This window comes from Psychromonas sp. psych-6C06 (assembly GCF_002835465.1).
Taxonomy (GTDB): Bacteria; Pseudomonadota; Gammaproteobacteria; order Enterobacterales; family Psychromonadaceae; genus Psychromonas.
In genome coordinates this window covers 657,969-682,949 of record NZ_PIZM01000001.1, presented here as the reverse complement: position 1 = coordinate 682,949, position 24,981 = coordinate 657,969, and the positions used below count along the sequence as shown (strand labels likewise).

19 protein-coding genes are annotated in these 24,981 nt (G+C 38.7%); 10 read left to right on the top strand and 9 right to left on the bottom strand.

The features are described from left to right. Window positions 1-2: 2 nt before the first annotated feature. The 3 genes from CW745_RS03000 to fabB all read right to left on the bottom strand — a co-directional run bounded on the left by CW745_RS03000 (window position 3) and on the right by fabB (window position 3,485). The gene (locus CW745_RS03000) at window positions 3-1,037 is read right to left on the bottom strand and encodes an aspartate-semialdehyde dehydrogenase (RefSeq protein WP_101107024.1); all 1,035 of its coding nucleotides are present in this window, start codon (window positions 1,035-1,037) and stop codon (window positions 3-5) included. 1 nt (window position 1,038) lies between these two features. After that, window positions 1,039-2,172 carry a 4-phosphoerythronate dehydrogenase gene (locus tag CW745_RS02995; RefSeq protein ID WP_101107023.1) on the bottom strand — a complete coding sequence of 378 codons (1,134 nt, stop codon included), beginning with the start codon at window positions 2,170-2,172 and terminating at the stop codon, window positions 1,039-1,041. 95 nt (window positions 2,173-2,267) lie between these two features. Next, on the bottom strand, window positions 2,268-3,485 hold the full coding sequence (gene fabB, locus CW745_RS02990; protein WP_101107022.1) for a beta-ketoacyl-ACP synthase I: 1,218 nt from the start codon (window positions 3,483-3,485) through the stop codon (window positions 2,268-2,270). A 111-nt stretch (window positions 3,486-3,596) separates the two neighbouring features. Here fabB and mnmC point away from each other — a divergent pair, with 111 nt between their 5' ends. The 5 genes from mnmC (at window position 3,597) to oleD (ending at window position 10,510) form a co-directional block, all read left to right on the top strand. Beyond that, window positions 3,597-5,603 (top strand): bifunctional tRNA (5-methylaminomethyl-2-thiouridine)(34)-methyltransferase MnmD/FAD-dependent 5-carboxymethylaminomethyl-2-thiouridine(34) oxidoreductase MnmC, encoded by a 2,007-nt coding sequence (gene mnmC, locus CW745_RS02985; RefSeq protein ID WP_101107021.1) that lies wholly within the window; start codon window positions 3,597-3,599, stop codon window positions 5,601-5,603. 222 nt (window positions 5,604-5,825) lie between these two features. After that, a complete protein-coding gene (locus CW745_RS02980; RefSeq protein WP_101107020.1) occupies window positions 5,826-6,875 on the top strand; it encodes a 3-oxoacyl-ACP synthase III in 1,050 nt (349 codons plus the stop codon). Window positions 6,876-6,880: 5 nt separating this feature from the next. Beyond that, window positions 6,881-7,762: an alpha/beta fold hydrolase gene (locus CW745_RS02975; RefSeq protein ID WP_101107019.1), complete on the top strand. Its 882-nt coding sequence runs from the start codon at window positions 6,881-6,883 to the stop codon at window positions 7,760-7,762. Window positions 7,763-7,764: 2 nt separating this feature from the next. Further along, complete coding sequence (gene oleC, locus CW745_RS02970; protein ID WP_101107018.1) at window positions 7,765-9,441, top strand: olefin beta-lactone synthetase; 1,677 nt, start codon at window positions 7,765-7,767, stop codon at window positions 9,439-9,441. A gap of 1 nt (window position 9,442) precedes the next feature. Further along, complete coding sequence (gene oleD, locus CW745_RS02965) at window positions 9,443-10,510, top strand: 2-alkyl-3-oxoalkanoate reductase (RefSeq protein WP_101107017.1); 1,068 nt, start codon at window positions 9,443-9,445, stop codon at window positions 10,508-10,510. Between the two features lie 8 nt (window positions 10,511-10,518). Here the strand turns inward: oleD and CW745_RS02960 are convergent, their stop codons facing one another. Beyond that, window positions 10,519-11,406 (bottom strand): patatin-like phospholipase family protein, encoded by an 888-nt coding sequence (locus CW745_RS02960; protein ID WP_101107016.1) that lies wholly within the window; start codon window positions 11,404-11,406, stop codon window positions 10,519-10,521. After that, the gene (locus CW745_RS02955; protein ID WP_101107015.1) at window positions 11,393-11,908 is read right to left on the bottom strand and encodes a M48 family metallopeptidase; all 516 of its coding nucleotides are present in this window, start codon (window positions 11,906-11,908) and stop codon (window positions 11,393-11,395) included. Before CW745_RS02955 ends, CW745_RS02960 begins: the two co-directional genes overlap by 14 nt. Before the next feature lie 54 nt (window positions 11,909-11,962). On the opposite strand from CW745_RS02955, the gene CW745_RS02950 reads away from it, so the two are divergent. The 3 genes from CW745_RS02950 to CW745_RS02940 all read left to right on the top strand — a co-directional run bounded on the left by CW745_RS02950 (window position 11,963) and on the right by CW745_RS02940 (window position 15,748). Further along, the gene (locus CW745_RS02950) at window positions 11,963-12,313 is read left to right on the top strand and encodes a RidA family protein (RefSeq protein ID WP_101107014.1); all 351 of its coding nucleotides are present in this window, start codon (window positions 11,963-11,965) and stop codon (window positions 12,311-12,313) included. Window positions 12,314-12,380: 67 nt separating this feature from the next. Next, complete coding sequence (locus tag CW745_RS02945) at window positions 12,381-13,964, top strand: YdiU family protein (RefSeq protein WP_101107013.1); 1,584 nt, start codon at window positions 12,381-12,383, stop codon at window positions 13,962-13,964. 101 nt (window positions 13,965-14,065) lie between these two features. Then, a complete protein-coding gene (locus tag CW745_RS02940; RefSeq protein WP_101107012.1) occupies window positions 14,066-15,748 on the top strand; it encodes a FapA family protein in 1,683 nt (560 codons plus the stop codon). A 14-nt stretch (window positions 15,749-15,762) separates the two neighbouring features. Here the strand turns inward: CW745_RS02940 and CW745_RS02935 are convergent, their stop codons facing one another. The 3 genes from CW745_RS02935 to CW745_RS02925 form a co-directional block, all read right to left on the bottom strand. Further along, entirely contained in the window at window positions 15,763-17,772 is a 2,010-nt protein-coding gene (locus CW745_RS02935) for a DUF3488 and transglutaminase-like domain-containing protein (RefSeq protein WP_101107011.1), read from the bottom strand. A gap of 1 nt (window position 17,773) precedes the next feature. Then, the gene (locus CW745_RS02930; RefSeq protein WP_238596669.1) at window positions 17,774-18,478 is read right to left on the bottom strand and encodes a DUF58 domain-containing protein; all 705 of its coding nucleotides are present in this window, start codon (window positions 18,476-18,478) and stop codon (window positions 17,774-17,776) included. A gap of 245 nt (window positions 18,479-18,723) precedes the next feature. Beyond that, window positions 18,724-19,647 carry an AAA family ATPase gene (locus CW745_RS02925; RefSeq protein ID WP_101107009.1) on the bottom strand — a complete coding sequence of 308 codons (924 nt, stop codon included), beginning with the start codon at window positions 19,645-19,647 and terminating at the stop codon, window positions 18,724-18,726. 151 nt (window positions 19,648-19,798) lie between these two features. Between CW745_RS02925 and CW745_RS02920 the strand changes: the two genes are divergently transcribed. Further along, a complete protein-coding gene (locus CW745_RS02920) occupies window positions 19,799-20,521 on the top strand; it encodes a YebC/PmpR family DNA-binding transcriptional regulator (protein ID WP_101107008.1) in 723 nt (240 codons plus the stop codon). Window positions 20,522-20,587: 66 nt separating this feature from the next. Here CW745_RS02920 and CW745_RS02915 read toward each other — a convergent pair whose 3' ends face one another. Further along, window positions 20,588-21,613, bottom strand: a complete 1,026-nt coding sequence (locus CW745_RS02915; RefSeq protein WP_101107007.1) for a hypothetical protein — start codon at window positions 21,611-21,613, stop codon at window positions 20,588-20,590. A 440-nt stretch (window positions 21,614-22,053) separates the two neighbouring features. On the opposite strand from CW745_RS02915, the gene CW745_RS02910 reads away from it, so the two are divergent. Next, complete coding sequence (locus tag CW745_RS02910; protein ID WP_101107006.1) at window positions 22,054-24,975, top strand: DUF748 domain-containing protein; 2,922 nt, start codon at window positions 22,054-22,056, stop codon at window positions 24,973-24,975. The last annotated feature ends 6 nt before the right edge of the window (window positions 24,976-24,981 follow it).

Genomic DNA, 24,981 nt, shown 5'->3' with positions numbered 1-24,981 from the left:
AACTAAAGATAACTAGCAATTAATTTTTCTGCCACTTTGATAGCAGTAGTTGCCACACCAAAGTGATAATTATCAGCACAAATCCACATGTTGATGCCACTTGCATCACACAGATCTTTACGTAAACGCCCTACTTGGACTTCACAGCTATTGACCACTTCAGTGATCATATTCGGATAATCACATACTGTTTTAGCAAGTAGCACACCTTCACTATGATGCAAATATTGCGCCACTTCATCCAGATCTACAGGGTAATGTGTTTGCAGATGAACTGACTGTGCACAACCATAAAAAAGTGGTACGACAACTTGCGTGCTAGCGATCAATATTGATGGATCATTTAATAATCGACGAATTTCATTCACTAAGCGTAATTCGCTAAAGCTAATCCCGTCGTCATTGAAATCTCCAATTTGTGGGAAAACATTGAACGCAGTTTGCTGAGGAAACAAATCCCCCTTAAGTTCTTTCGCATTTAATAGGCGTGCAGTTTCACCCGCTAAGGTAGTAACTCCAGCTTTTCCCGCAATGGAAACTGACTGATAACTTGAAACATTCACTCTCACTAAGCCAACTTCTTGATGCAGCTGTGAAATAGCTAATGCAAGTTGCGCCGTTTCACTACTAGGTAGTGCAATTTTATTACATTGATTGAAATTAATAAGTTCTTCTTCATTAACATCAATTTGTACAAGTGGTACCTGCGCATCCTGCATAAATGCACCGCTGTTATCAATAACTACACAATGCTCACTGGCGATATTTGCCCACGCATTTGTAGTTTCAATATCGCTAAAGAAGAATGCAATATCAACGCTTTGCCAATCAAAACCATTAATGTCGATAACATCAACAGGCTTTCCAGAAAACATGACACTTCGAATAGCTTCCTCTTCATCGTCGTCTATTTCTGATTCGTTATGAAGTGGAAATAATTTTCCGATTGGGAATTCACGCTTTGCTAACACTTCAAGTGTGGCTTCAACGCAACCACTTAAGTCGCCGATAATGGCGATATTATATTCTGATTTCATGTTATCTCTCTTGTACATCGTTACAATTAAACCCTAACGATTTTAATAATTGGGATTGTGAAGCTGGCGCGTTTACAGTCAATGTCGATAGCTCTCGCCTTTCACTGTAATTTTTGCGCATGATATCAAAACCATCATCTTGATCAATCATTTGTCGAAATAGTGCATCGTCGCGACGCACATCAAAAATAAGGTGCATCAAACATTTCAGAATCGGCTGACTTATAGGTTTTGTGATACTGACATTAGTTATCGCAGGTTGTACCACAAAATGCGACGCTTCATGCTCAATGTTGCAAGATAATAACTTACACAATGCTTGATATAACATTTCTGTACCTCGGGCCTTACCATCTAAGCTATAACCTGCGATGTGGGGCGTTGCAATTTCAACAAAAGGTATCAGTGCTTTCTCTATATTCGGTTCATTTTCCCAAACATCTAACACTAATGTTGGGCATTTTCCCTGTTTCGCAATAGCAAGTAATGCTTGGTTATCGATTACCTCGCCTCTCGAAGCGTTGATGAGTATTTGATTATCACTTAGTTTTTGCAGTGTTTGCTCATCAAACATATGGAAAGTAGGGAAGTCACCATCCATTATTTTGGGTACATGCAAACTAATAATATCGGATTTTAAAACATCATCAAAATCACAAAATTCACGTTTATCGTTACTTAGTTGTAAGGGAGGATCATACAGTTTACAGCGCATGCCTAGCGCCGTTAATCGTTCATAGACTGCACTTCCTGTATTTCCTGCACCTACAATCGCAACGCTTTTTTCAGCCAACTGGCACTGAAATTTTTCAGCTAACACCAATAAACAACTTAGAATATATTCAGCAACAGAAATTTTATTGCAACCTGGTGCACTAGAAAATGCGATATGACGACGCGATAAATAATCTTTATCAATGTGATCAGTGCCAATGGTTGCCGTACCAACAAACTTTAAGTGCTTATTTAGGTGTAACAGATTTTCGTCGACTTTTGTAATCGAGCGAACTAGTAAAATATCAGCATCTCTTAGTTGCTCAGCAGTGACGGTTCTGCCAGAAAATAAATGTAGCTCACCAAATGCGCTAAAGAACTGCTTTGCATAGGGGATATTTTCATCTATGTAGAGTTTCATGTTGCTTTAATTTCTCATTCTTGAAAATAAAAAAGGAGCATGAAGCTCCTTAAAAATGCATTATTATCAGATAAGAGTATCTGAAATAGCGTGCTTTATTTAGTAAAACGCTTAAACACCAAAGTGGCGTTTGTTCCACCAAAACCAAAACTATTAGACATGACAATGTTTAATTTAGTGTCTTGTGCTTGGTTTGCAACAATAGGGAGTTCCGCGGCTAAGTCATCAATTTCTGAGATATTGATGGAAGGAGAAATAAAGTCATTTTCCATCATTAACATGCTGTAAATTGCTTCGTGAACACCTGCAGCACCTAGCGCGTGGCCAGTTTGCGATTTAGTTGCACTAATTTTTGGCGCTTTATCTGCAAACACTTCGTTAATAGCACCAAGTTCTTTAGTATCGCCAACAGGTGTTGATGTACCGTGAGTATTTAGATAATCAACATCACCTTCAACAGTTGCTAGTGCCTGTTTCATACAACGAACCGCACCTTCACCAGATGGCGCTACCATGTCAAAGCCATCAGATGTTGCGCCGTAACCTACGATTTCAGCATAGATTTTTGCGCCACGTGCTAATGCATGTTCAAGCTCTTCAACAACAACAATACCGCCACCACCAGAGATAACAAAACCATCGCGGTTAGCATCATAAGTACGTGAAGCCAACTCAGGCGTTTCGTTGTATTTACTTGATAAAGCACCCATTGCGTCAAATTCACAAGCCATTGTCCAGTCTAGCTCTTCACCGCCACCAGCAAAAACAATATCTTGTTTTCCAAGTTGAATTTGTTCCCATGCATGACCAATACAATGTGCACTAGTTGCACAAGCACTGCTCATTGAATAGTTAATACCTTTAATTTTAAACGGTGTCGCTAAACATGCAGATGTAGTACTCGCCATCGTACGAGGTACCATGTAAGGACCAACACGTCTTACGCCTTTAGTGCGCATTATTTCTGCAGCAGCAACTTGGTTAATTGAAGAACCGCCACCAGAGCCGGCAACGATACCCGTTCGCTCATTAGAGACTTGATCTTCAGGTAAGCCAGCATCTGCAATTGCTTGTTCCATTGCAATGTAAGTATATGCGGCAGCATCACCCATGAAACGCATAATTTTACGATCGATATGATCTTTAGGTTCAATTTTCAGATCACCCCAAACGTGGCTTCGCATTTTCATCTCTTCGAACTGCTCAGAGAAAGTGATGCCTGATTTACCACTTTTAAGTGATGCTAGAACTTCTTCTTGATTGTTACCAATACTAGAAACAATACCAATACCTGTAATTACTGCTCTTTTCATTATTAAGCCTTTATTGCTTGGGGGACTAATCATACAATGGGGATCAAGTGGTTACATTCAACCCCAATTGATTTAAACCAAAATAGTTTCGCATAGAAAGGAGAATATAACTTGTCTGAAAGCAAATACAATCAAATTATGCATGCACAAATACACTGGTCTGATCAGTCAGAGCCATTTTCCCCGCTATTTGATGATCTCTATTTCAATACAGATCAAGGTATTGAAGAGTCACGTTATGTTTTTTTACAAGGTAATCATTTAACACAACGCTGGCTTGATTGGCACAATGAATCATTTTGTATTGCAGAAACGGGATTTGGTACTGGGCTTAATTTCTTATTAACCAGTTTATATTTTGACCAGTTTTTAAAAGACAATCCAGACAGTTCTCTCAAACATCTTTTTTTTACAAGTTTTGAGAAATACCCATTAACATTTTCAGACTTACAAAAAGCATTAACGAGGTGGCCAACGTTAGCTCCATATATAGCGCCATTATTAGCACAATACCCTTTATCCTTAGTAGGTTGTCATCGTATACACCTGCCTAATATTACTTTAGATCTTTGGTTTGGCGACGTACATAAAAATTTGCCGAATGTTTATATTTATGAGCAAGGGTTATTTGATTGTTGGTACTTGGATGGTTTTGCGCCCAGTAAAAATCCTGATATGTGGAATGAACAGCTTTTTAACCTAATGGCCAACAGTAGCAAACTCAATGCCACTCTGGCCACATTCACGGCCGCGGGCTTTGTTAAAAGAGGCTTACAATCCGCGGGTTTTGAGATGACTAAACGTAAAGGTTACGGTAAAAAGCGTGAAATGCTCATTGGTACTTTAACGAAACCAAAACGTAATCAACACTACGCACATCATTTCCGCGATTCAAAGATAACAGAAGATAAAGAGGTTGCAATTATTGGTGGTGGCATTAGTAGTGCTTGCTTGAGTTTAGCGTTAATTGCTCGCGGCTATAAAGTCACCTTATATTGTAAAGATAAGCAACTTGCAATTGGCGCGTCAGGTAATCAGCAGGGAGCATTATACCCATTGCTTAATGAGCAACACGATCCATTAAGCCAGTTATTTGCTAATAGTTTTCTATATGCCAGAAATTACGTTGAGGCTCTCAACAAGACTCATCCCTTTGATTATGATTTTTCAGGCTTATTGCAACTTTATTATGATAATCATGCTTCTAAAAAATTAGACAAAATTATACGTGCGGGGCTACCAAAGCAACTAGTCACAAAAGTAGATAGTCAATGCACCGATGAGTTAGCTAATATCGACATTGGTCAATCTGCTCTTTTTTACCCCTTAGGTGGTTGGCTTAGTCCGGTACAAATGGTTCGCGCACTATTTGAAAAAGCAACGCTTTCAACATCGTTGAGCATAAAGTACGAACATGAGTTGCTTGGATTTGACCAAAAACAGGGAAAATGGGTATGTGATTTTGGTAATCACTTCAAAACTCACTCCATACTGGTACTTACGACCGCAATGCATAGTTTAGATTTTAAACAATGTGAGGCATTACCTCTTTCGGCGGCCCGTGGACAAGTTACCCACATTGATAGTAACCCGTCATTACAACATCTTAAAATGACGCTCTGCCACGAAGGTTACCTGACACCGTTAAATAATAATAAACATTGTATGGGTGCTAGCTTTGTAAGGCACACTATGGAAGATTCATTCTCACCTAAGGAACAGCTGGAGAATAAAAATAAGTTAGCAAAATGTATCAAAGATAAAAGGTGGATAGATGAGATTAAAACTGACCATCAAGATGCTAACATCGGTATCCGATGCACAACAAGAGACCACTTTCCTTATATGGGTGCCCTACCCGATTATGAAAAAACGAAACAGCAATATGCATCGCTTAATCAAAAACCATGCAACTTAGACGCACCGAGTCATCAAAACTTATTTATTTTAACCGGATTGGGTTCAAGGGGGTTAAATACAGGACCATTGTTAGCTGAATCATTAGCAAGTCAAATTAACAAAGAGCCTTTACCACTAAGTATTCCAATACTGAATGCCCTACAATGTAACCGTCAATGGATCAATTACCTAAAAAAAGGCAAACCATTAAAGTTGTAAATAATTGATACCTGACAATTAATGTAAATATTAAAAAATAACAACCCCAAAGTAGACAAACTTTATTAAAGTTAGCGAAAGCCACGATTCTTTCGCCTTAGTCCTTTGTTAAAATAAAGAATTAAGTTAATCTACGCGCTCGATTTATGGGCATGGTTAACTGGGCGTTTATGAGCCATTAATCCCCTTTGCAAAAATAATAATGAGAAACAGTACTGCTTAATGAAATATTCCCGCGTTTTTATCAACAGCTTTGCTTATGAGCTAGCTCCAGAGATTATCTCTAGCCGTGACTTAGAATCACGCCTCGCGCCGCTATATCAAAAATTACGTATCCCAATGGGCCAATTAGCAGCCCTGACAGGGATAGAACAACGCCGTTGGTGGCCCAAAGACCACCGTTTATCAGATGGTGCAATAGAAGCGGCACAAAAAAGTTTAGCGGAAACCGATATCAATGTAGATGATATCGGTGCGGTGGTTTACACCGGTGTTTGCCGTGACCAACACGAGCCTGCAACAGCTTGCCGCATTGCGGCTGAGTTAGGTGTTAATAAAAGTACTGCGATTTACGACATTAGTAACGCATGTTTGGGCGTGTTATCAGGTATGTTAGACGTAGCGAACCGCATTGAACTTGGGCAAATTAAAGCAGGGTTAGTGGTTTCTTGTGAATCAGCACGCCATATTGTCGATATTACCGTTGATAACATGCTTGAAAATCAAACCATCCAAAACTTCTCACAATCGTTAGCAACACTAACCGGTGGATCAGGTGCAGTTGCAGTACTGCTAACGGATGGAAGCTTACCTCTTAAAAATACACGCCAACATAAATTACTCGGAGCAAGCCATTTAAGTGCGCCTGAGCACCATGATTTATGCAAATGGGGCTTGCAAGAAGTCGGTCTTAAACTTCATCGTGAATTTATGCGCACTAACGCCGTGCCGCTTCTAAAGGAAGGTGTCGCGCTCGCCCATGATACTTGGAAACATTTTCTATCTCAGCGAAATTGGCTCGGCGAACAGGTAGACAAAGTCATCTGTCACCAAGTTGGCTCCGCTAATCAAAAACAAGTATTAAGTGCACTTGAAATTCCGGCCCATAAAGAGTTTCCAACCTACCAAACCTTAGGCAATATGGGCACAGTGTCTTTGCCGGTCACAGCAGCAATGGCCCATGATCAAGGTTTCTTAAAAGCAGGTGATAAAGTGAGTTTCTTAGGCATAGGTAGTGGCCTTAATTGTATGATGTTAGGGCTTGAGTGGTAATTAATATGAATTTAGAAACTTTATTTCCTTTTAAACGTAATTATTTAGATCGTAACGGACAGCAATACCACTACCTTAATGAAGGTCAAGGTGAGCCTGTTGTGATGGTGCATGGTAATCCAAGTTGGTCTTTTTATTACCGTAACCTAGTGCTTTCATTAAGTAAAAACCATCAATGTATCGTGCCTGATCATATCGGTTGTGGCCTTTCGGACAAACCAGGTGATGAGCAGTACGAATATACTTTAAAAAGTCGTATTGATGATTTAGAAGCGCTACTTGATAGCCTAAATATCAAAGAAAATATCACCCTTGTTGTTCATGATTGGGGTGGCATGATAGGTATGGGATACGCGACGCGATATCCAGAGCGTATTAAACGTTTAGTGATATTAAATACCGGTGCCTTTCACTTGCCTAAAACTAAACCGCTGCCTTTGGGTCTTTGGATTTGTCGCAATACATTATTGGGCACACTATTAGTTCGTGGTTTAAACGCTTTCTCTTCAGCAGCCTCTTATGTAGGAGTGAAACGTAAACCGATGCCTAAAGAGATACGTAAAGCTTACGTGATGCCGTTTAATTCATGGCAAAACCGTATTTCAACATTACGTTTTGTCCAAGATATCCCGCTTTATGAAACAGATAAAAACTATCAACTAGTTTCTGATATCAGTGATAGCCTTGAACAATTTAAAACAGTGCCTACGCTTATCTGCTGGGGACTTCAAGACTTCGTTTTTGATAAGCATTTCTTAGATGTCTGGAAGGATAAAATGCCTCAAGCACAAGTTCATGAGTTTGCAGACTGTGGTCATTACATCCTAGAAGATGCAAGTGATGACGTTATTCCTTTAGTTGAACAGTTTATGGACGCAAACAAATAATAATGAGCGATACAAAACAAGCTAATCTATGCCGTCATCTTGTAGATGCGGCGTCTCAATTCCCGACCTCTCTTGCCGTAGCCGTACAAAAAAAACAGTTCTCAAAGTTAACCTACCAAGAGATGGATTTTGCACAATTACATCAAAACAGCGATAACATTGCTTATGCATTAAACCAATATGGTTTAAAAGCTGGCGACAAAGCCGTGCTCATGGTGACACCTAGCCTTGATTTTTTTAGTCTTACATTTGCGCTTTTTAAAGCGGGTATCATCCCTATTTTAGTTGACCCTGGTATGGGGACTAAAAACCTTAAACAGTGTTTTATTGAAGCTAAACCCGATGCGTTTATTGGTATACCCAAGGCACACCTTGCAAGACGCCTATTTTCATGGGGTAGTGAAACAATAAAGCATAATATTACCGTGGCGGGATCAGGTCTTTGGGGGGGGGCAAGTTTAAACAGCCTGTTAAAAAAATACCCAACAACTGAAAGCTTTGAAATGATCATGTCGTCAGAAAATCAACTGGCTGCGATACTGTTTACCAGTGGAAGCACCGGCTCGCCTAAAGGGGTCGCCTATAGCCATGCAATGTTTGAAGCGCAAATTTCAGTGCTCAAGAATGACTATCAAATCCAACATGGTGAGCGAGATTTAGCGACCTTTCCTTTATTTTCACTGTTTGGTCCAGCACTTGGTATGGCATCAATTGTCCCTGAGATGGATGCCAGCAAACCGATCACTGCAAATCCTGATTATTTGTTTGCAGCGATAAAGAAATATCAATGTTCTAACCTTTTTGCCAATCCCGCGCTTATTGAAGTGTTAGGCGATGCAGGTAATAAAAAAGGCATCAAGTTAAATACACTTCAACGGGTTATTTCAGCAGGGGCACCGGCTACGTTGCCTTCCCTTAAGAAGTTTTCCAAACTGTTAAATAAAGGCGTCGATATTCTCAACTCCTATGGCGCAACAGAATCATTACCAATCAGTAAAATCGCCAGTTCAGACCTGCTAAAAACAGAGACTATTACCGATACTGGCGGTGGCATCTGTGTCGGGCAAGCCGTTGAAAATACAGATATTGCCATTATTGAGATCAATGAAGAAACAATCAGTAAATGGCATCAAGAGCTTGCTATTCCAGCCTATCAGATAGGTGAAATCGTGGTAAAAGGGCCTCAAGTTAGCCAGCGATATTACGAACGCGATAACGCAACGTTAGCCGCTAAAATTCATCATGGCGATACCGTACATCACCGTATGGGAGATCTTGGCTACCTAGATGAACATAACCGTTTATGGATGTGTGGTCGAAAGGCGCACCGTGTTGAAACCCTATATCAAGGTAAACCAACCACCTATTTTTCGATTTGCAGCGAACGAATTTTTAATACTCATCCAGCGGTTAAACGCAGTGCATTAGTCGGGGTTGATTTAGCACAGGAACGAACTGCTATTATCTGTATTGAATTAAATGAAAAACAGACGGAAAGTAGTTTAAAACTGTTTAATGAATTACGTTTTATAGCTGACAAGCATGAGCATACTCAAGGTATTAAGCATTTCCTTATCCATGAGGGTTTCCCAATGGATATCAGGCATAATGCAAAAATATACCGTGAAAAATTAGCGGATTGGGCGCAAAAAGAGATTCGCAAAGAGTGTAATCAATAATATGACCGTACATACAAATACTTTTTATCAGGCATTATCATCAAAACAACAAAATGCCTTAACCAAGTTCAAAGCAACGACGCAACGGGTTTTTATCACTGGTGCAGGTGGTTTTCTTGGTAAAGCATTATGCCAATGGCTACGTAGTTGTGATGTCGAGGTAGTCGGTTACGCACGCGGACATTATCCTGAATTAACCGCGATGGGCGTCAGCATGATACAGGGAGATCTAGCTGATAAAAAAGCGCTATTTGAAGCAATGACCGGCTGCGATGTGGTCTTTCATGTCGCATCGAAGGCTGGAGTTTGGGGCAGTAAAGAGAGTTACTTTATGCCTAATGTTGAAGGTACTGAACATATTATTAATGCCTGTATCGCACACAATATCAACCGATTAATATACACCAGTACACCAAGTGTGACTTTTTCCGGTAAAGATGAATCTGGCATTGATGAATCCGCTCCCTACGCATCGCAGTTTTTAAACTTTTATGGTTTATCTAAAGCGATTGCTGAGCAACATATTCTGCGCAGTAATAGCGAATCTTTAAAAACCGTTGCACTACGCCCGCATTTAATTTGGGGGCCTGGCGATAGACATCTTATTCCACGTGTATTAGAGCGTGCAAAAGCAGGTAAACTAAAGCTTGTCGGTAAAGAAGATAAACTCGTCGACACGATATATATCGATAACGCCGTTTACGCTCATTTGTTAGCAGCAATCGAGCTTAATCGCGCACAGCCTAAATGTGCAGGAAAAGCATACTTTTTAAGTAACGATGAGCCAATATTGATGGCAGACATGCTCAACAAAATCTTGGCTTGTAAAGAGCTTCCACCGGTAACAAAACGTGTCCCCGCTAAATTAGCTTATGCAGTAGGCACATTACTTGAGTGGCTATATCTGGGCTTAAGAAAACAAGAAGAGCCTATTATGACCCGTTTTGTGGCAAAACAGCTCTCAACCTCGCACTATTTCGATATTAGTGCGGCAAAAAGTGATTTTGATTATTGTGCCCTGATCAGCATCGGTCAAGGTATGCAAGCATTAAAGAAAGCACTCAACTAGGCATCTTATCAAGTTGCTGTACTAAAACGTTGCTCAGCAGCTTGATAGCCTAAGTCAATCATCTCTCTTGCACGATCAAACTCTAATGTTCCACATGCGTTACGTGCAATCTCAATAACAATATCAGCGGGATAAGCGGCTAATTTCTGACGTGCAATGGTACTTTGCATCGCATCAAATGCTTGATTGGCAATATCATAAGCCCCCCAGTCTTTACTAGTTAAATCCACTTTTTCTTCTTTAAAGCTACTGATAAATTGTAATACTTTCATATGAAAGCCTGTTGTTTCTATCTTCTTTTTCTCTTTTTCAATAGGATTAATTGTTTTGGCCACAACACCACCAAGGTTAACCGCGACCGATAGATCATTATTGTCATTAAAGATGGGGGCAATAGGGACTGGATTAAGTACCCCTCCATCTATCAACAGCACCCCATTTCTAAGTACAGGTGTAAAAAATAGTGGTAGTGAAATTGATGCACGAATCGCTTCAAACAATGATCCCCTGTTAATCCAAACCTCTTTTTCTTTTTCAATGTCTGCAGCAACTGCCGTATATCGAATAGGTAAGTCTTGAATTTGTTGATCGCCAAGTAATTTTACTAATGTATTGATAATCTTGTCCCCTTGGACTAATCCATTTGACTTCCAAGCAAGATCTAACAATGACAGTATCTCAAAGCGGTCAATTTCACATATCCATTGTTCAAATTCATCCAATTTACCAGCAGCATACACGCCACCAATTAAGGCACCGATCGAGCAACCAGAGATAGCGTTTATCTGATAGTCGTGTTCAATGAGCCATCTAATAACTCCAATATGGCTAAGGCCTCTAGCACCTCCGCTACCTAACACCAAAGAGATCGTTTTTTTCTTTTTAGCGGTTTTCATATAGGTTTCCAAATATATTTTCGTGTATCAAAAAAAGGCGGGTATCTAATTCGAGTTGGTGGTAATCTGGCAGCATATAACAACACAGCTTATAAAAGGCTTTATTGTGTTCCTTCTCCTTAAGGTGTGCTAATTCATGCACCACTATCATATCTAACATAGCTTGTGGCGCTTGTTTAAAAAGGCTTGCGATACGTATCTCTTGTTTTGCTTTAAGTTTATTTCCCTGAACGCGTGAAACAAAAGAGTGCGTTCCTAAAGCATGTTTTACCAGTTGTATTTTGTCATCAAAATTGACTTTACTAATTGGGTTTGATTGTTTTATATAGCGTTTCTTATAAGCCTGAACATAATTATAAAGTGCCTTCTCTCCATTAATATCATGTACTACCGGATAACGGCCAAGCAAATATTTACCTAAACGATTGTTATTTATTAGCGACTCAACCTGCTCTTGAATATGTGCAGGATAATGCTGAATTGGTTCAAGTGTTTTATTCATATATGTTCAATTAAAAATAAGGTATGTTACCCATTTTTACTGTTAGGAATCAACATGATTGAAAGACAACAAACAAAACAGCGTATGAGCCGCATCGTAAAACATAATGGTACTATTTATCTGTGTGGGCAAGTTTGCGCTGATGCAACAAAAGATATCACCGAACAAACACAAACCATGCTCGACAAAGTCGATGAATTACTGATTGAAGCAGGTAGCTCACGCACCTCAATTTTGTCAGCGACTATCTACGTAAAAAGCATGGCAGAACATTTTGCTGCCATGAATGCAGTTTGGGACGCTTGGATCCCTGAAGGTCATGCACCTGCTCGCGCTTGTGTTGAAGCAAGCATGGCACGTGAAGCGTTACTCGTTGAAATTTCAGTCATTGCTGCCGAGAACTAATCCTCGCATATTAGCAAATACCTGAGTAAAATACTAAGCTATTATCTATTTTACTCAGGTAGGCGTTATGTCATTAAATACTCTCCAATTTACCGATCGATTAACTGCTCAATTACCCGCGGATCCACTCACAGAAAATAGCTGTCGTAGTGTTGAAAATGCGGTTTACTCATGGGTACTTCCAACGTCAACAAGCCAACCATCAATGGTTAATATTAATGAATCCTTTGCGCTTGAATTGGGTCTAGATACCGATACACAGAATGATCCACTATTTACCGATTTGATGAGTGGTAATGCAATACTTGAAGGAATGAAACCCTATGCATTATGTTATGGAGGGCATCAGTTTGGTCAATGGGCTGGTCAACTTGGTGATGGGCGAGCCATTAATTTAGGCGAAATAAACACACAAAAACTTGGCTTTCAGACACTACAGCTCAAAGGTGCCGGTAAAACGCCCTACTCACGTCGCGGTGATGGTTTAGCTGTATTACGCTCTTCAATTAGAGAATACCTGTGTTCAGAAGCAATGTATAACCTTGGTATTCCAACCACACGTGCATTAAGTTTAGCCCTAACGGGTGATCAAGTCATACGTGATAAAATGTATGATGGTAATGCTGATTTTGAGCCCTGTGCTGTTGTCTGCCGCGTTTCCCCCTCTTTTTTACGCTTTGGTTCAATCCAATTACCAGCTTCTCGAGGCGATGAGGCACTGGTTAAACAACTTGTAGAGTTCAGTATTAATAACGATTACCCACACCTTGCACCTGTTGATGGTCAATTTACTATTGAAACTTATCTTAACTGGTTCAAAAACGTTTGTGATAATACATCAACAATGATTGTCCATTGGATGCGTGTTGGATTTGTTCACGGCGTAATGAATACCGATAACATGTCGCTCTTAGGTGAAACTATCGATTATGGCCCCTACGGTTGGATTGATAATTTTGACCTTGGATGGACTCCAAATACAACAGATGAAAGCCAAAAGCGTTATCGTTTTGGTGGACAGTTTCAGGTGAGTCAATGGAATCTATTTCAACTTGCAAATGCTATCTTTCCACTTATCGGTGAGGTTGAACCACTGCAGAGTATCATGAGTGATTACGCAATTATTTATGAGCAAAAATGGCAAAAAATGATGGCCTCTAAACTGGGTTTTGTAGATTATCAAGGCACAACTGATTCAGCGATATTCAGTGATCTTGAAAACTTACTAGCGCGCGTTGAAACTGACATGACTCTATTTTATCGCTTACTAAGCAGTTATTCTTCAAGCAAGGATGCTTTACAACATTTTAAAGACTGTTATTACAACCCAGAGCAACTCAGTAGTGATTATCTTCAGCAACTAACACAATGGTTAACACGCTATCAAGCACGCCTTAATTTTGATCGCTTAGAAAGCACTACTCGACAAAAAAATATGAACAGTGTTAACCCCAAATATGTATTACGAAATTATTTAGCTCAACAGGCGATAGAATTAGCAGAAAAAGGTGATTTTAGTGAGATTGAAACGCTAAAATCACTATTAGCATTCCCCTATGACGAACAACCTGAATATCAACGTTATGCACAAAAAAGACCCGATTGGGCACGTGATAAGGTCGGCTGTTCAATGCTTTCGTGCAGTTCATAACAAAAATCAAATCAGCAGACTGTTAATTCACTAAATAGTCTGCAAATTATTGTTTTAATAACTACTATTTATAGATAACATTTATCTTATATGTGGTATTTATGGAAAACAAACAACCGCTCACCAGCAATTTATTACGCCTATCGGCAGATAAAAGTGAATTATTACTGTTAGTCACTGCTGTACAGGATGAGGTGACGGTACAGAGTTTAACAACTCTATTTCAACATTCCGATTACACTAACCTTAAATTAAATGTAGCGGGATTACATGAAGCGGTTCAAAGCTTCACGCGTTTAGAAACCCAGACTGAACGCCATGCCGAATTAGAATCTGTTGCCATTGCAGAACGATTAGATGCCGAGCTATCAATTACCTTTGATTCGTTGAAAATGGTTGCAAAAGCGTTGATTAAAACCGCTTATGGTGGCCACCCTATCACATTGCAACAATTCCAAGAGACATTACAAGAAAATGAAATCGTATTTGGAATTATCGATAAAAATATACAGCTTCTACTGGAAAAATCTCAACAAGCAAAGCCCGGAAGTAGTTTTCAGGCAACGGTTGCTAAAGGAACAAAGCCAGTACATGGTATTGATGCAACATTCAAACGTTTAGTTGAAACACCGAAAGAGCGCTTGTTAAAACCACAAAAGAATAAAGATGGCACCGTTGATATGCGCAATCTTGGGCAGTTAATCACCGTAAAACCGGGTACCAAACTACTGCAAAAAATACCATATCAAGCAGGTGTTGATGGTATTAACATCATGGGTGAAACCATTGAACACAAACAAGGAAAGGACTTTATCCTTGAAGCTGGTGAAAACAGTGAAATATCTCCTGACGATGAAAATTTGTTAGTTGCTACACTATCAGGCATACCAAAAGTCATCAGCCATAATGCTATGAAAGTAGATGATGTCTTAGTGATCAATAATGTCGATGTTGGTTATGGCCACGTCAGCTATGAAGGAAGTATTATTATTGAAGGTGACGTATGTGAAGGCATGAAGGTTAATGCAACAGGAGATATTACTATTTCCGGTTTCGTAGAATCTGCAAAAATTGAATGTAAAGGCGATCTTATTGTTGGAAAAGGAGTTATTGGCCATAAGGTTGAAGAGGGAAGTAATGATTATTCATGCATGGTTAAGGTCGATGGGAGTGTGACGGCACACTTTAGCCAATACTCAAAAATAGAAGCCGGTGAAGCAGTAAATATTAAAAAACAATTACTTCATTGTGACGTCACCTGTCAAGGTGATATAAATGTGTTAGATGAAGCGGGCAGTAAAGGTACAATATTAGGTGGCACACTTTGTACAAAAGGGACAATAAATACTGTTACATTAGGCGCAAGCGCTGGCGCCAAAACACAGATAGATCTTGTTGGTAACTACCCTAACCTCATTCAAGATAAAAAGCAGATTAATCGAACCATTCAAGATGAACAACAAAAGTTAGAAAATTTAATTGAAGCGCAACGAAAGGTCGATGTATTACCAAACTCCGAAAAGAAACAGTCACTTGATGCACGTTTAATGCTCACTAAAGAGGAAGTTAAGCACCATCTCGCTGATTTAAAAAACGAACTAGCGCAGAATCAAGGTGACTTGCAACATTACTTTGAAACTGCAATTGTTGTCACACAAAAAGAGATGTTTAATGATGTGTTTGTTAAAATAGGCCCTGAAAAATTTCGTTCAACCAGAAACTACGGTCCAACCAAGATTAGTGTTAAAGAGTATAAGCTTGTCGCAGAGCCCTATAAAAAGTAACCGCGTTATCTTTGCTAACCTCCCCTAGTTTTTCGTAGTAGTTGATAGATTGTTTTTAACTGCTTAATATTCTTCCTATACGATATTTTATCTGCTTGTGGCGCATATTTAATATTGTTATAGCAACTCGCAAACTTGTTAAATAAAGTCGAATTCAACGCTTCATTTTGGCTTAATTGCTTGCAATAATCACTGATACTCTGCCCCGTTTTCCTAATCCCTCGTTCACCATATCTATTTTTGTAATGCTGTTGTAATCTATTATAAATAACATCTTCTGGTGCAAACTTAATCTTTTGCCAAGGTTTAAAGATACTAAGCAACAGAGCAATAAAAATAATCCCCATTACAGCAAGAACACTATAAGCAATATTTAACCATGGGATTAGGTTAAGCCAACGTTGCAACAGTTTTTGCTGTTTCTGATTATCAAAATTAACCACATAACGAGCCCACAAATAATCTAGTTGTGCTAACCGCGCTCGTAATGTATCGAGTAAGGGAACAGACTGCCATCGTTGCAATGAAAAATATTCGTCAGCAAGAAACTCATTGCTATCAGTTAAACTCTGTTCAAGTCCTGATTCAACTCGCTCAGGGGCAACATAAGCGGTTGGGTCTACTCGCTGCCATGCATCATTTTTCCATATTTCTACCCAAGCATGAGCATCATATTGACGAACAGTAAAAAAGCCTTCGGATGCTTGCCATTGACCACCTAGATATCCGGTTACCATACGTGCAGGAAAACCTAGCTTACGTGCGACATAAAGATAACTACTGGCATAGTGAACACAAAAACCAGCCTGTCTATTAAACAGAAAATCATCAACTTGCTGTTCAGCCAATAAAGGGGGTTGTAAAGTATAAGTAAATCGTTGTGTAAACCCAGTCAATAACTGAGTTAACAAATTCTCTCTACTTACCCCATTATTCAAGTTTTCCGAAATCCAATTGTCGGTTTTTGGATTAGTAGACTCAGGTAATTGGGTGTACTGTTGCAGTTCAAATGTTGTTAAAGGCGAAGGTTGTACTGACGATAATGAAGAGATAGTAAAGCCTTTTCGGGTAATAATAGGTTTATCACTTCGCAGTGAATAATCGCTTAAACTAACTAATTGTTGTGGCGTTTTTGCATAGTCTAATACCGGAATCCAATAATTATAATGTGGTTCAATAATCAGTTCATAATCATTATTAACATTATCACTCGCATTGTTTGCACTAAAACGTTGCCCAACACCTCGCTTAGCTTCCATTTCCTGTGCTTTTAGCGTTCCACTTTGCGACCATGTTCTGCCATCAAAACTATCCAATGTAAGTGCACGCCAATATCGCTCACTTTCGATAGGAGGCATTGCTGTAAACGTGGCTCGAAATGCAAGAGCACTAGAGCGACTTAAATTAGCGATTTCACCCGGTGTGACACTATCACTTAATCCAGTAGTTGCTTGTTTTTGGATTGGCATTTTCCACAGTGTCGGTAAACGTGGCATCACAAGAAAAAGTAAAATCGCAAGTGGCAGGCTAATAACACAGCTTTTAAGTAGTAATTTAACAAACTCACTTTTGAGTAAGGCTTGCGCATGCAAGCTTAATAATACCGAAAGTAACAATAAAATTAATAGCGTTGCTATAAACGCACTGTAAATTGAGGTATTAAAAATAAAGAATAATGCGATTAATACTAAGCCGGTATTAACAAAAAAATACACATCTCTTACTGAACGTAATTCCAAAAATTTTAAACTAAACCCAAGAAAAACAAGGTGTATGAGAATGTTAAATAACCCTTGTTTGTACAGTAAAAGCACTGTAAATACAGCACATATAATGGAAACAATAGCCAGCATGATGATATTCAATAGCGGTACTTTGCCAAAGTAATGGCCTAGTCGCCATGATGCAGCACCTAAGCCAATCAGCAAAATAATAGCATGAAGCTGGTCATATAAAGTAAAGACCAATGCGAGGTAACTGCAGATGATAAGGGTTAAATTAAAGCGACTTAAGAAATCTTTCATATTAACTTCGCTTATATAGCGCTAAGGCAGTTAAACATTGTTGTTTGTGACGACTACCAATTCCAACCTCAATCATTTTATTGGGTAATGCAAGCGCATATCGTTGTTGTTTTTTATCAAGCTCAATAATCTGAAACGTAATATAACTTAATGCCATTTCTAAGGGATACTGTGACATTGTGCTTACATCCAGCTGTATGTCGCCACCAGCTGTTTGTTCGAATTGTTTACTTAACCAGCCCCTTCCCTGTGCTAATTGCTTCCATGCGACTGATTTCAAGGACTCCCCTACCTGATAAGTTTTTAAGGTTGAAAACTCATCAACACCAAGTTTGCTGCTATTACCGTATTGAGCACGATTATCTGCTTCTAGCAATGCTAACGGTAGTGCGTTATGTAATACCTTAGGATAAACCAACACGTTGAAATCGAAATCTACATGTGTCCATACTTTATATAGGCCAAAGGGAAAACCTGACTGAATGGTAACGCGACCGGGTCGAAAGTAACCTCGCTTCTGAGCAAAGGCATAAAGGGTTACGCCGTTATCATCGATGATAGATTTTAGATCTGATGTCTGATGTTGAAATGAAAAATTAATATCTTGTACTGGTTGCTTTGCATCTTTCATCCGCAAATGAAAAGCACAATCTTGACCTGCAAATTGTGGATCAGTATCGATTGCAGTTACCGTTAAATGCGACATATTTCGAAAACTCAACAGCAAGCAACTAACCATAAAACTGCACAGAAAAAAGACCATAAATAAAATTAAGTTGTTTTGGTAATTAGTTCCTATCAAAAACAGGATAAAACAACTAAATAAAAAATGCAGGCCATTCTTGGAAGGTAAAATAAATAGATTTCCACTGTTCAACTGTATCGTATTGGTCGCCGGCATTCGCCGAGTTAACCACTTATCAAAACGCTTATTGATTAATTTTTTTAGCATTAACGAGCAACTGATGGGGTTAATGGGTCGATACGCTCAAGTAACGTTTTACTTAGCGCACCACTGCTCTGACTTTCATGATTAACGCCTAGCAAACGGTGCTCCGTAACAGCCACAAATACTGCTTGTACATCTTCAGGGATAACGTAATTTCGTTGATGAATAAAAGCCATCGCTTTGGAAGCTTGCAACAATATTTTGCTACAACGTGGAGAAAGAGGATTCACTGCTAGACCACCATAACGACTTTCATCGACTAGACGTAATAGGTAATCTAATAACGCATCATTCGCCTCCACCTTATCAACAGCGCGTTGCATTTCTTGTAATTCCGGGACCGATATGACCGCTTTTTCGACGGTTGCATGTTTGCTATTTTTTAACATTGCCATTTCAGCTGCATGGTTTGGAAACCCAAGTTCAATGCGCATCATGAAACGATCAAGTTGAGACTCAGGTAGGGGGAAAGTGCCCGCTTGATCCAATGGATTTTGTGTTGCGATGACAAAAAATGGTTTCGCTAATGGGTAAGTTTTGCCATCGACTGAAATCTGTTTTTCTTCCATCGCTTCTAATAAAGCACTTTGTGTTTTGGGACTTGCTCGATTAATCTCATCCGCTAGTAATACCTGACTAAATATAGGCCCTTGATGAAAATGGAACTGTTGAGCTTGGGGATCAAAAATAGAAACACCCAGAATATCTGCAGGCAACATATCACTAGTAAACTGAACACGTTTATATTCTAACCCAAGTGTTCTTGATAGAGTTGAAGCAAGCGTGGTTTTGCCCATACCAGGCAAGTCTTCGATTAATAGATGTCCATCAGCAAGTAAACAAACGAGTGCTAACTGTGTTTGTGTTTTTTTTCCCAGAAGGACCGAATTTAGTTGGTTTAAAATCTGTTCTACTTTATTGTGCATTTTTTATCCTTTTGAACAATAAAGGTTCCGAAAAGTGGTAATACCTTTATCTAGCTCAATATTTATCGTTACTACACTAGCGTACAAGTGCCCTAAGGGGTAGAATTTGCTTCGAAATTTTTAACCAACTTACAAAAAAGAGTTTGAACCGATGGGAAGAGCATATCAAAACCGTAAAGAGTCTATGGCTAAAACTGCGGGCGCAAAAACAAAAGTTTATTCTAAATATTCAAAAGAGATCTATGTCTGTGCAAAAAATGGTGGCATTGATCCAGATGGTAATTTAGCACTTCGTCGATTAATTGATGGGGCTAAAAAAGATCAAGTACCTAGCCATGTAATTGATCGTGCTTTAGACAAAGCAAAAAGTGGTGCTGGTGAAGATTACGAGCGTGCAACTTATGAAGGGTTTGGTCCAGGCGGATGTAGCGTTATTGTTGATTGTCTAACAGATAATAATAAGCGTACATGGACTGAAGTACGTAACTGTTTCGTAAAAACAGATGCTAAAATTGGCTCTACTGGAACTGTTGCTCATATGTTTGAGCATCAAGCTGTATTCGTTTTTTCTGGTGAAGATGATGAGGCAGTGCTTGAAGATTTGATGATGGCAGATGTTGATGTGACTGATGTTGAAGCTGAAGATGGAAAAATCACCGTCTTTTGTCCGCACACTGAATTTAACAAAGCTAAAACGGCAATCCACGAATGTTATCCGGATTTAGAGTTAGATGTTGAGGAGATTACTTTCGTGCCTCAAACAGATACAGATATTAGCGAAGAACACTTGCCAAAATTTGAAAAATTTATGGCAATGCTTGATGATTGTGATGATGTACAAAATGTCTACCACAACGCGGTTGTACCAGATTAGTCTTTAAATTATCGTTACAAATTGCAAAACTAAAAAGCCACGTTAATTTACGTGGCTTTTTAGTTTTTATTGGCTGTTAGTGCGATAATAAATATCATAGAGTTCACTATAACTATATGAAGTTGTATATTTATCACCATCGGAGAGAGTAATATTCAATGTCACTGCACTAACATCCATTGTTAATAACATTTGTGTATCTTGATCAGCTTTAATTAAAACCTGACCGCTAACATATTCATGTTTTATATAGCGATCCGCTAAAATGATGGGGGCATCCTTTACTGTATTAATTGTTAAACTACCACCACGCCCGTTAAACTCACTGTATAATTTTACATTACCATAGTGTAATGCAAACTGATCTCCTGATATCATCATGTTGGTATTAATTTCATCAAAGCGTACTTCATTACGCTCACCATAATTAATAAACAGATGTGGATACTGCTCAGGAACATCCACGGGTGAAGGCGCTGTTGAAGGATGTGCGGTCTTAACCACGCCGTTGAAATTAACCAACTCGCCACTCATTCCTTTTACCCATTGCGCGGTGAACCAAATAGCGCCTGTAATTTTGGCTAAGTTTTGATTTCCTGTTTCACCTGTAATTCGGTCACAATGGTTTGCGATAAACCAGTAAGATAAGATAGCCTGTTGAGAGTTATCAGCAATTCCATCAACAATGTTATGACTCTCTTTACTCACAGCATAGCTAGGCTGGTTATTATACTGTTCACCATTAGCACACAATTGCAATGCATTATCATTGCCATCGAAAACAAATTCACCTTTATATTTTGTATTTACTGCAAGCTCTTCCGTACGCGCCATATTAGGTAAGGTTATCTTAGGGGCAATGTAGGGGTCATTAAGCATATCTAAGGGTGCACGGGCAAAGTCTTCTAAATCAAAGATCACCGATGCAACAACAGCCGCATTATCAACGTTGATAGCAAGTTGCTTTTTCTCAAGCACATGCACTGCCTCGCTAGGAAGCAATCCATTAGTCAATCCACTATCGCCAGATCCACCACCACAGGCAGTTAATAACGCTGTGGCGATGAACGTTATTGCAAAGTTACATTTCATTGTTAATCCTTTAACAAACTTAAATTAGCTTATTATCCCTAATAATAATCTATAAACCAAGTAGTTAAGCTCATAAATCAATGATTTAATTGCTATATATAATGAGCCTAACGCAATAAATTGAAATTTTTACTATTAAGATAGATTTAATGCCAACGAAATAAATAGCTAAGACATTTTTCCTGCGCAAAATTTAAATCACATATCCAATTTGGTGGGTATAATTTGCTTGCGATTCTTTCCCGTGTAACTCGTACATACCACCATGCTATTAAGCAAGCCTCCTGATCATGGCTAGAGTGTTAAGTAACCAATCCCATATTTGTTGCGAGAATATATTATCAAAAACAACAGTTGCTAATAATGACATTTTCAAGACTTCTTTATCGATATTGCTTAATCTATAATTGAGCATTACTCATTTAAATTAGGGGATTCTTGTGATTATCTTCAAAAAACTTTTCAGTAAATATTACTATCGCTCCCCAATTTTTTGGTTGCTCAGCCTTCTTTCACTCTATAGTGCCTTCGGTTTTTTAATACTTCCTAAACTGATACACAATGGCATTAATGAACAAATACAAATTCAACTTGGCTGGAAGACAGAGATTGCAGAGGTTAAAATCAACCCTTTCTTATTGACGATGACCATCAATGAGTTACAGATAATAGAAAATGCTACTCCAGTATTTAATTTTTCACGTTTTCATGCAGATATAGAGCTACGTTCACTGGTTGAAGGGGCTTATACCTTTAAAAATATAGAGCTTATTAAACCCAATATTAACCTTAGCATCGCACCAAATGGGATGAGTAATATCCAACAAGCTTATCTCAACCAACAGCTATCGGAACCACCTCTCGTTGTATCAGAAGAGCAATCAGCGCCGTCAATACCAAAATTATTGTTTGATCAAATTAATGTCGAAGCAGGCTCAATCCGAATCAATGATTTTAGCCAAGGTGAAAAAATTGTACACCAATTAAACCCGATAAGTTTCAATATACGTACATTTTCAACGTATATAGAACAGGGTGGCGATTACCAATTAAACATATTACTTGATAATGATCAGTCCCTTTATTGGAAAGGTAATTTATCACTTGCCCCTATTTCGTCTACCGGTTCTTTTCAAATAAAAGGTATCCGCGCTCATCGCTTGTGGGCTTACCTTGCAAAAGTTTCTCCCTATGACGTGCGCAACAGTGAAGTCGATTTTAGTTCAAATTACTCCGTTAGTTATACAGATAGTCAATTACAATTAATACTAAACGAAGCTTATGTTAGCCTTAAAAACACTAATATTGCCGATCCACAAAAAACGGACGAGTTTGTAAACATCAAACAGATTAATATAGGTCCGAGTTATTTTGATTTAGCCAAACAGTCCGTTGCGATTAAACAAGTTGAGTTAGACACTGTAGATTTAGACTTAACCATCCTTGAAAATGGGGAGCTGCAACTCCTGCAGCCACTCAATACATTAACTAAGCAGGATGAGCAGATAAAAAAAACTAATACAGAAAACTCTAATTTTCTGTGGTCAATCGATAACATTAAGTTAAATAACAGTATTATTCACATAAATGATCGGTCAGTGGCGAATAATGCAAATATTCGTGTACGTAACATCAATGCCGAACTCAGCCAACTAAACCAAAGCCTTGCTAACTCACAGCCTTTTTCACTCTCTTTTACTTTAGATGAATCACTCACAAACGAGATTTCTGGTGACATCACCTTGCAACCTTTAGCATTGCAAAGCGACATAAAATTGTCACAAATTCCGGTTAAGATTGCGCAACCTTATCTTGAGCCATTCGCTAATATTGCTATCAATAAAGGGCTATTTTCACTTTTGGGTAAAACACAATTAACTAACAGTGAAACACACGGAATGAATGGAAGTTTTCAGGGTGATATCACTGTAGATGATTTTGATAGTCAAGATACGATTAAGGGACGTCGTTTACTAGGCTGGGAACAAATTGATATTTCCCCGCTGCAAGTCAGTTTTTCACCACTGCGGGTTGATATCGATAAAATTTTACTAAAAAAACCCTACTCACGTTTTATCATCAATGAAGACAGAAGCATTAATTTTTCACAGTTGACAAAAAACAATAGTAAAAACAAATCTATCACCTCCCCCACGCCTAAAAGTGCAGAGTCAACCGTTATTAACATTAATGAAATACGCATTAATGAAGGTAGCACCTATTTTGCTGATCTTTCATTAACGCCAGAATTTGCAACGAGTATTCAACACTTAGATGGGACAATTAAAGGACTGTCATCTCATAATGATGCGCCTGCTGAGATCGACATAAAAGGGAGTGTCGATGAATATGGTATGGCCTCTATCAACGGCGAAATTAAACCATTAGTTGACCCCTTATATACCAACATTAATGTTAATTTCGATAAAGTAGAATTAACGACCTTAACGCCATACTCAGGTCGATATGCGGGTTATGTTATTGATAAAGGGAAATTGAGTCTTGCGCTTAACTATAAAATTGCTGATGGTTTCCTCGATGGTTCAAACCGGCTTATTTTGGACCAATTTGAATTAGGTGAAACGGTACAAAGTGAAGAATCATTAGATCTTCCTATTAAACTTGCACTGGCACTTTTTAAAGACAGCGATGGTATTATCGATATTAGCCTGCCAACTAAAGGAGATATGAACTCACCTGATTTTGAAATCGGTGGATTAGTGATGAAAGCATTATTAAATGTCATGACCAAAGCCGTCAGCTCCCCTTTCACCCTGTTGGCAAATTTAGCCGATGGTGATGAAACATCATTAAACTCAGTTTCCTTCGCGTTAGGAAGTAGCGAGCTAAGTGCAGAGCAAAAACAAAACCTTGCTACCTTAGCTTCGCTACTTATTAAACGTCCTCAACTGATTTTAGAAATGCGCATTAACGTTGACAGCGAAAAAGAAGCTGTAAAGCTAAAACAGATGGCATTGCAGAGCCAATTACAATTAATAAACAAAGATATTTGGCAACAGCAAGAAGCATTGGAGAAATTTTTTATTGAGCAACAAGGTGAACAAGAGTTCAATGATTTCAAGCTTGCACAATTAACAGTAAAAGAGTCAGAGCCAGAGGTTGATCAGGATGAGCTAATGCAGCAATATCAACAGGCACTTTTTAATCATCTTGTTTCTATACAACCATTTTCTAACTTGCAATTAACAGAACTAGCACAGCAAAGAATTAGTAGTATTAAAAATGAACTCATTAAGGTAAATAAAGTACAAAACAAACAAGTTTTTGCTCTGCATCCAACATTAGATGCTCTTGCAGAAAAACAAACGATCGATTCAATTTTCACTCTCACAAGTAAATAAACCAGG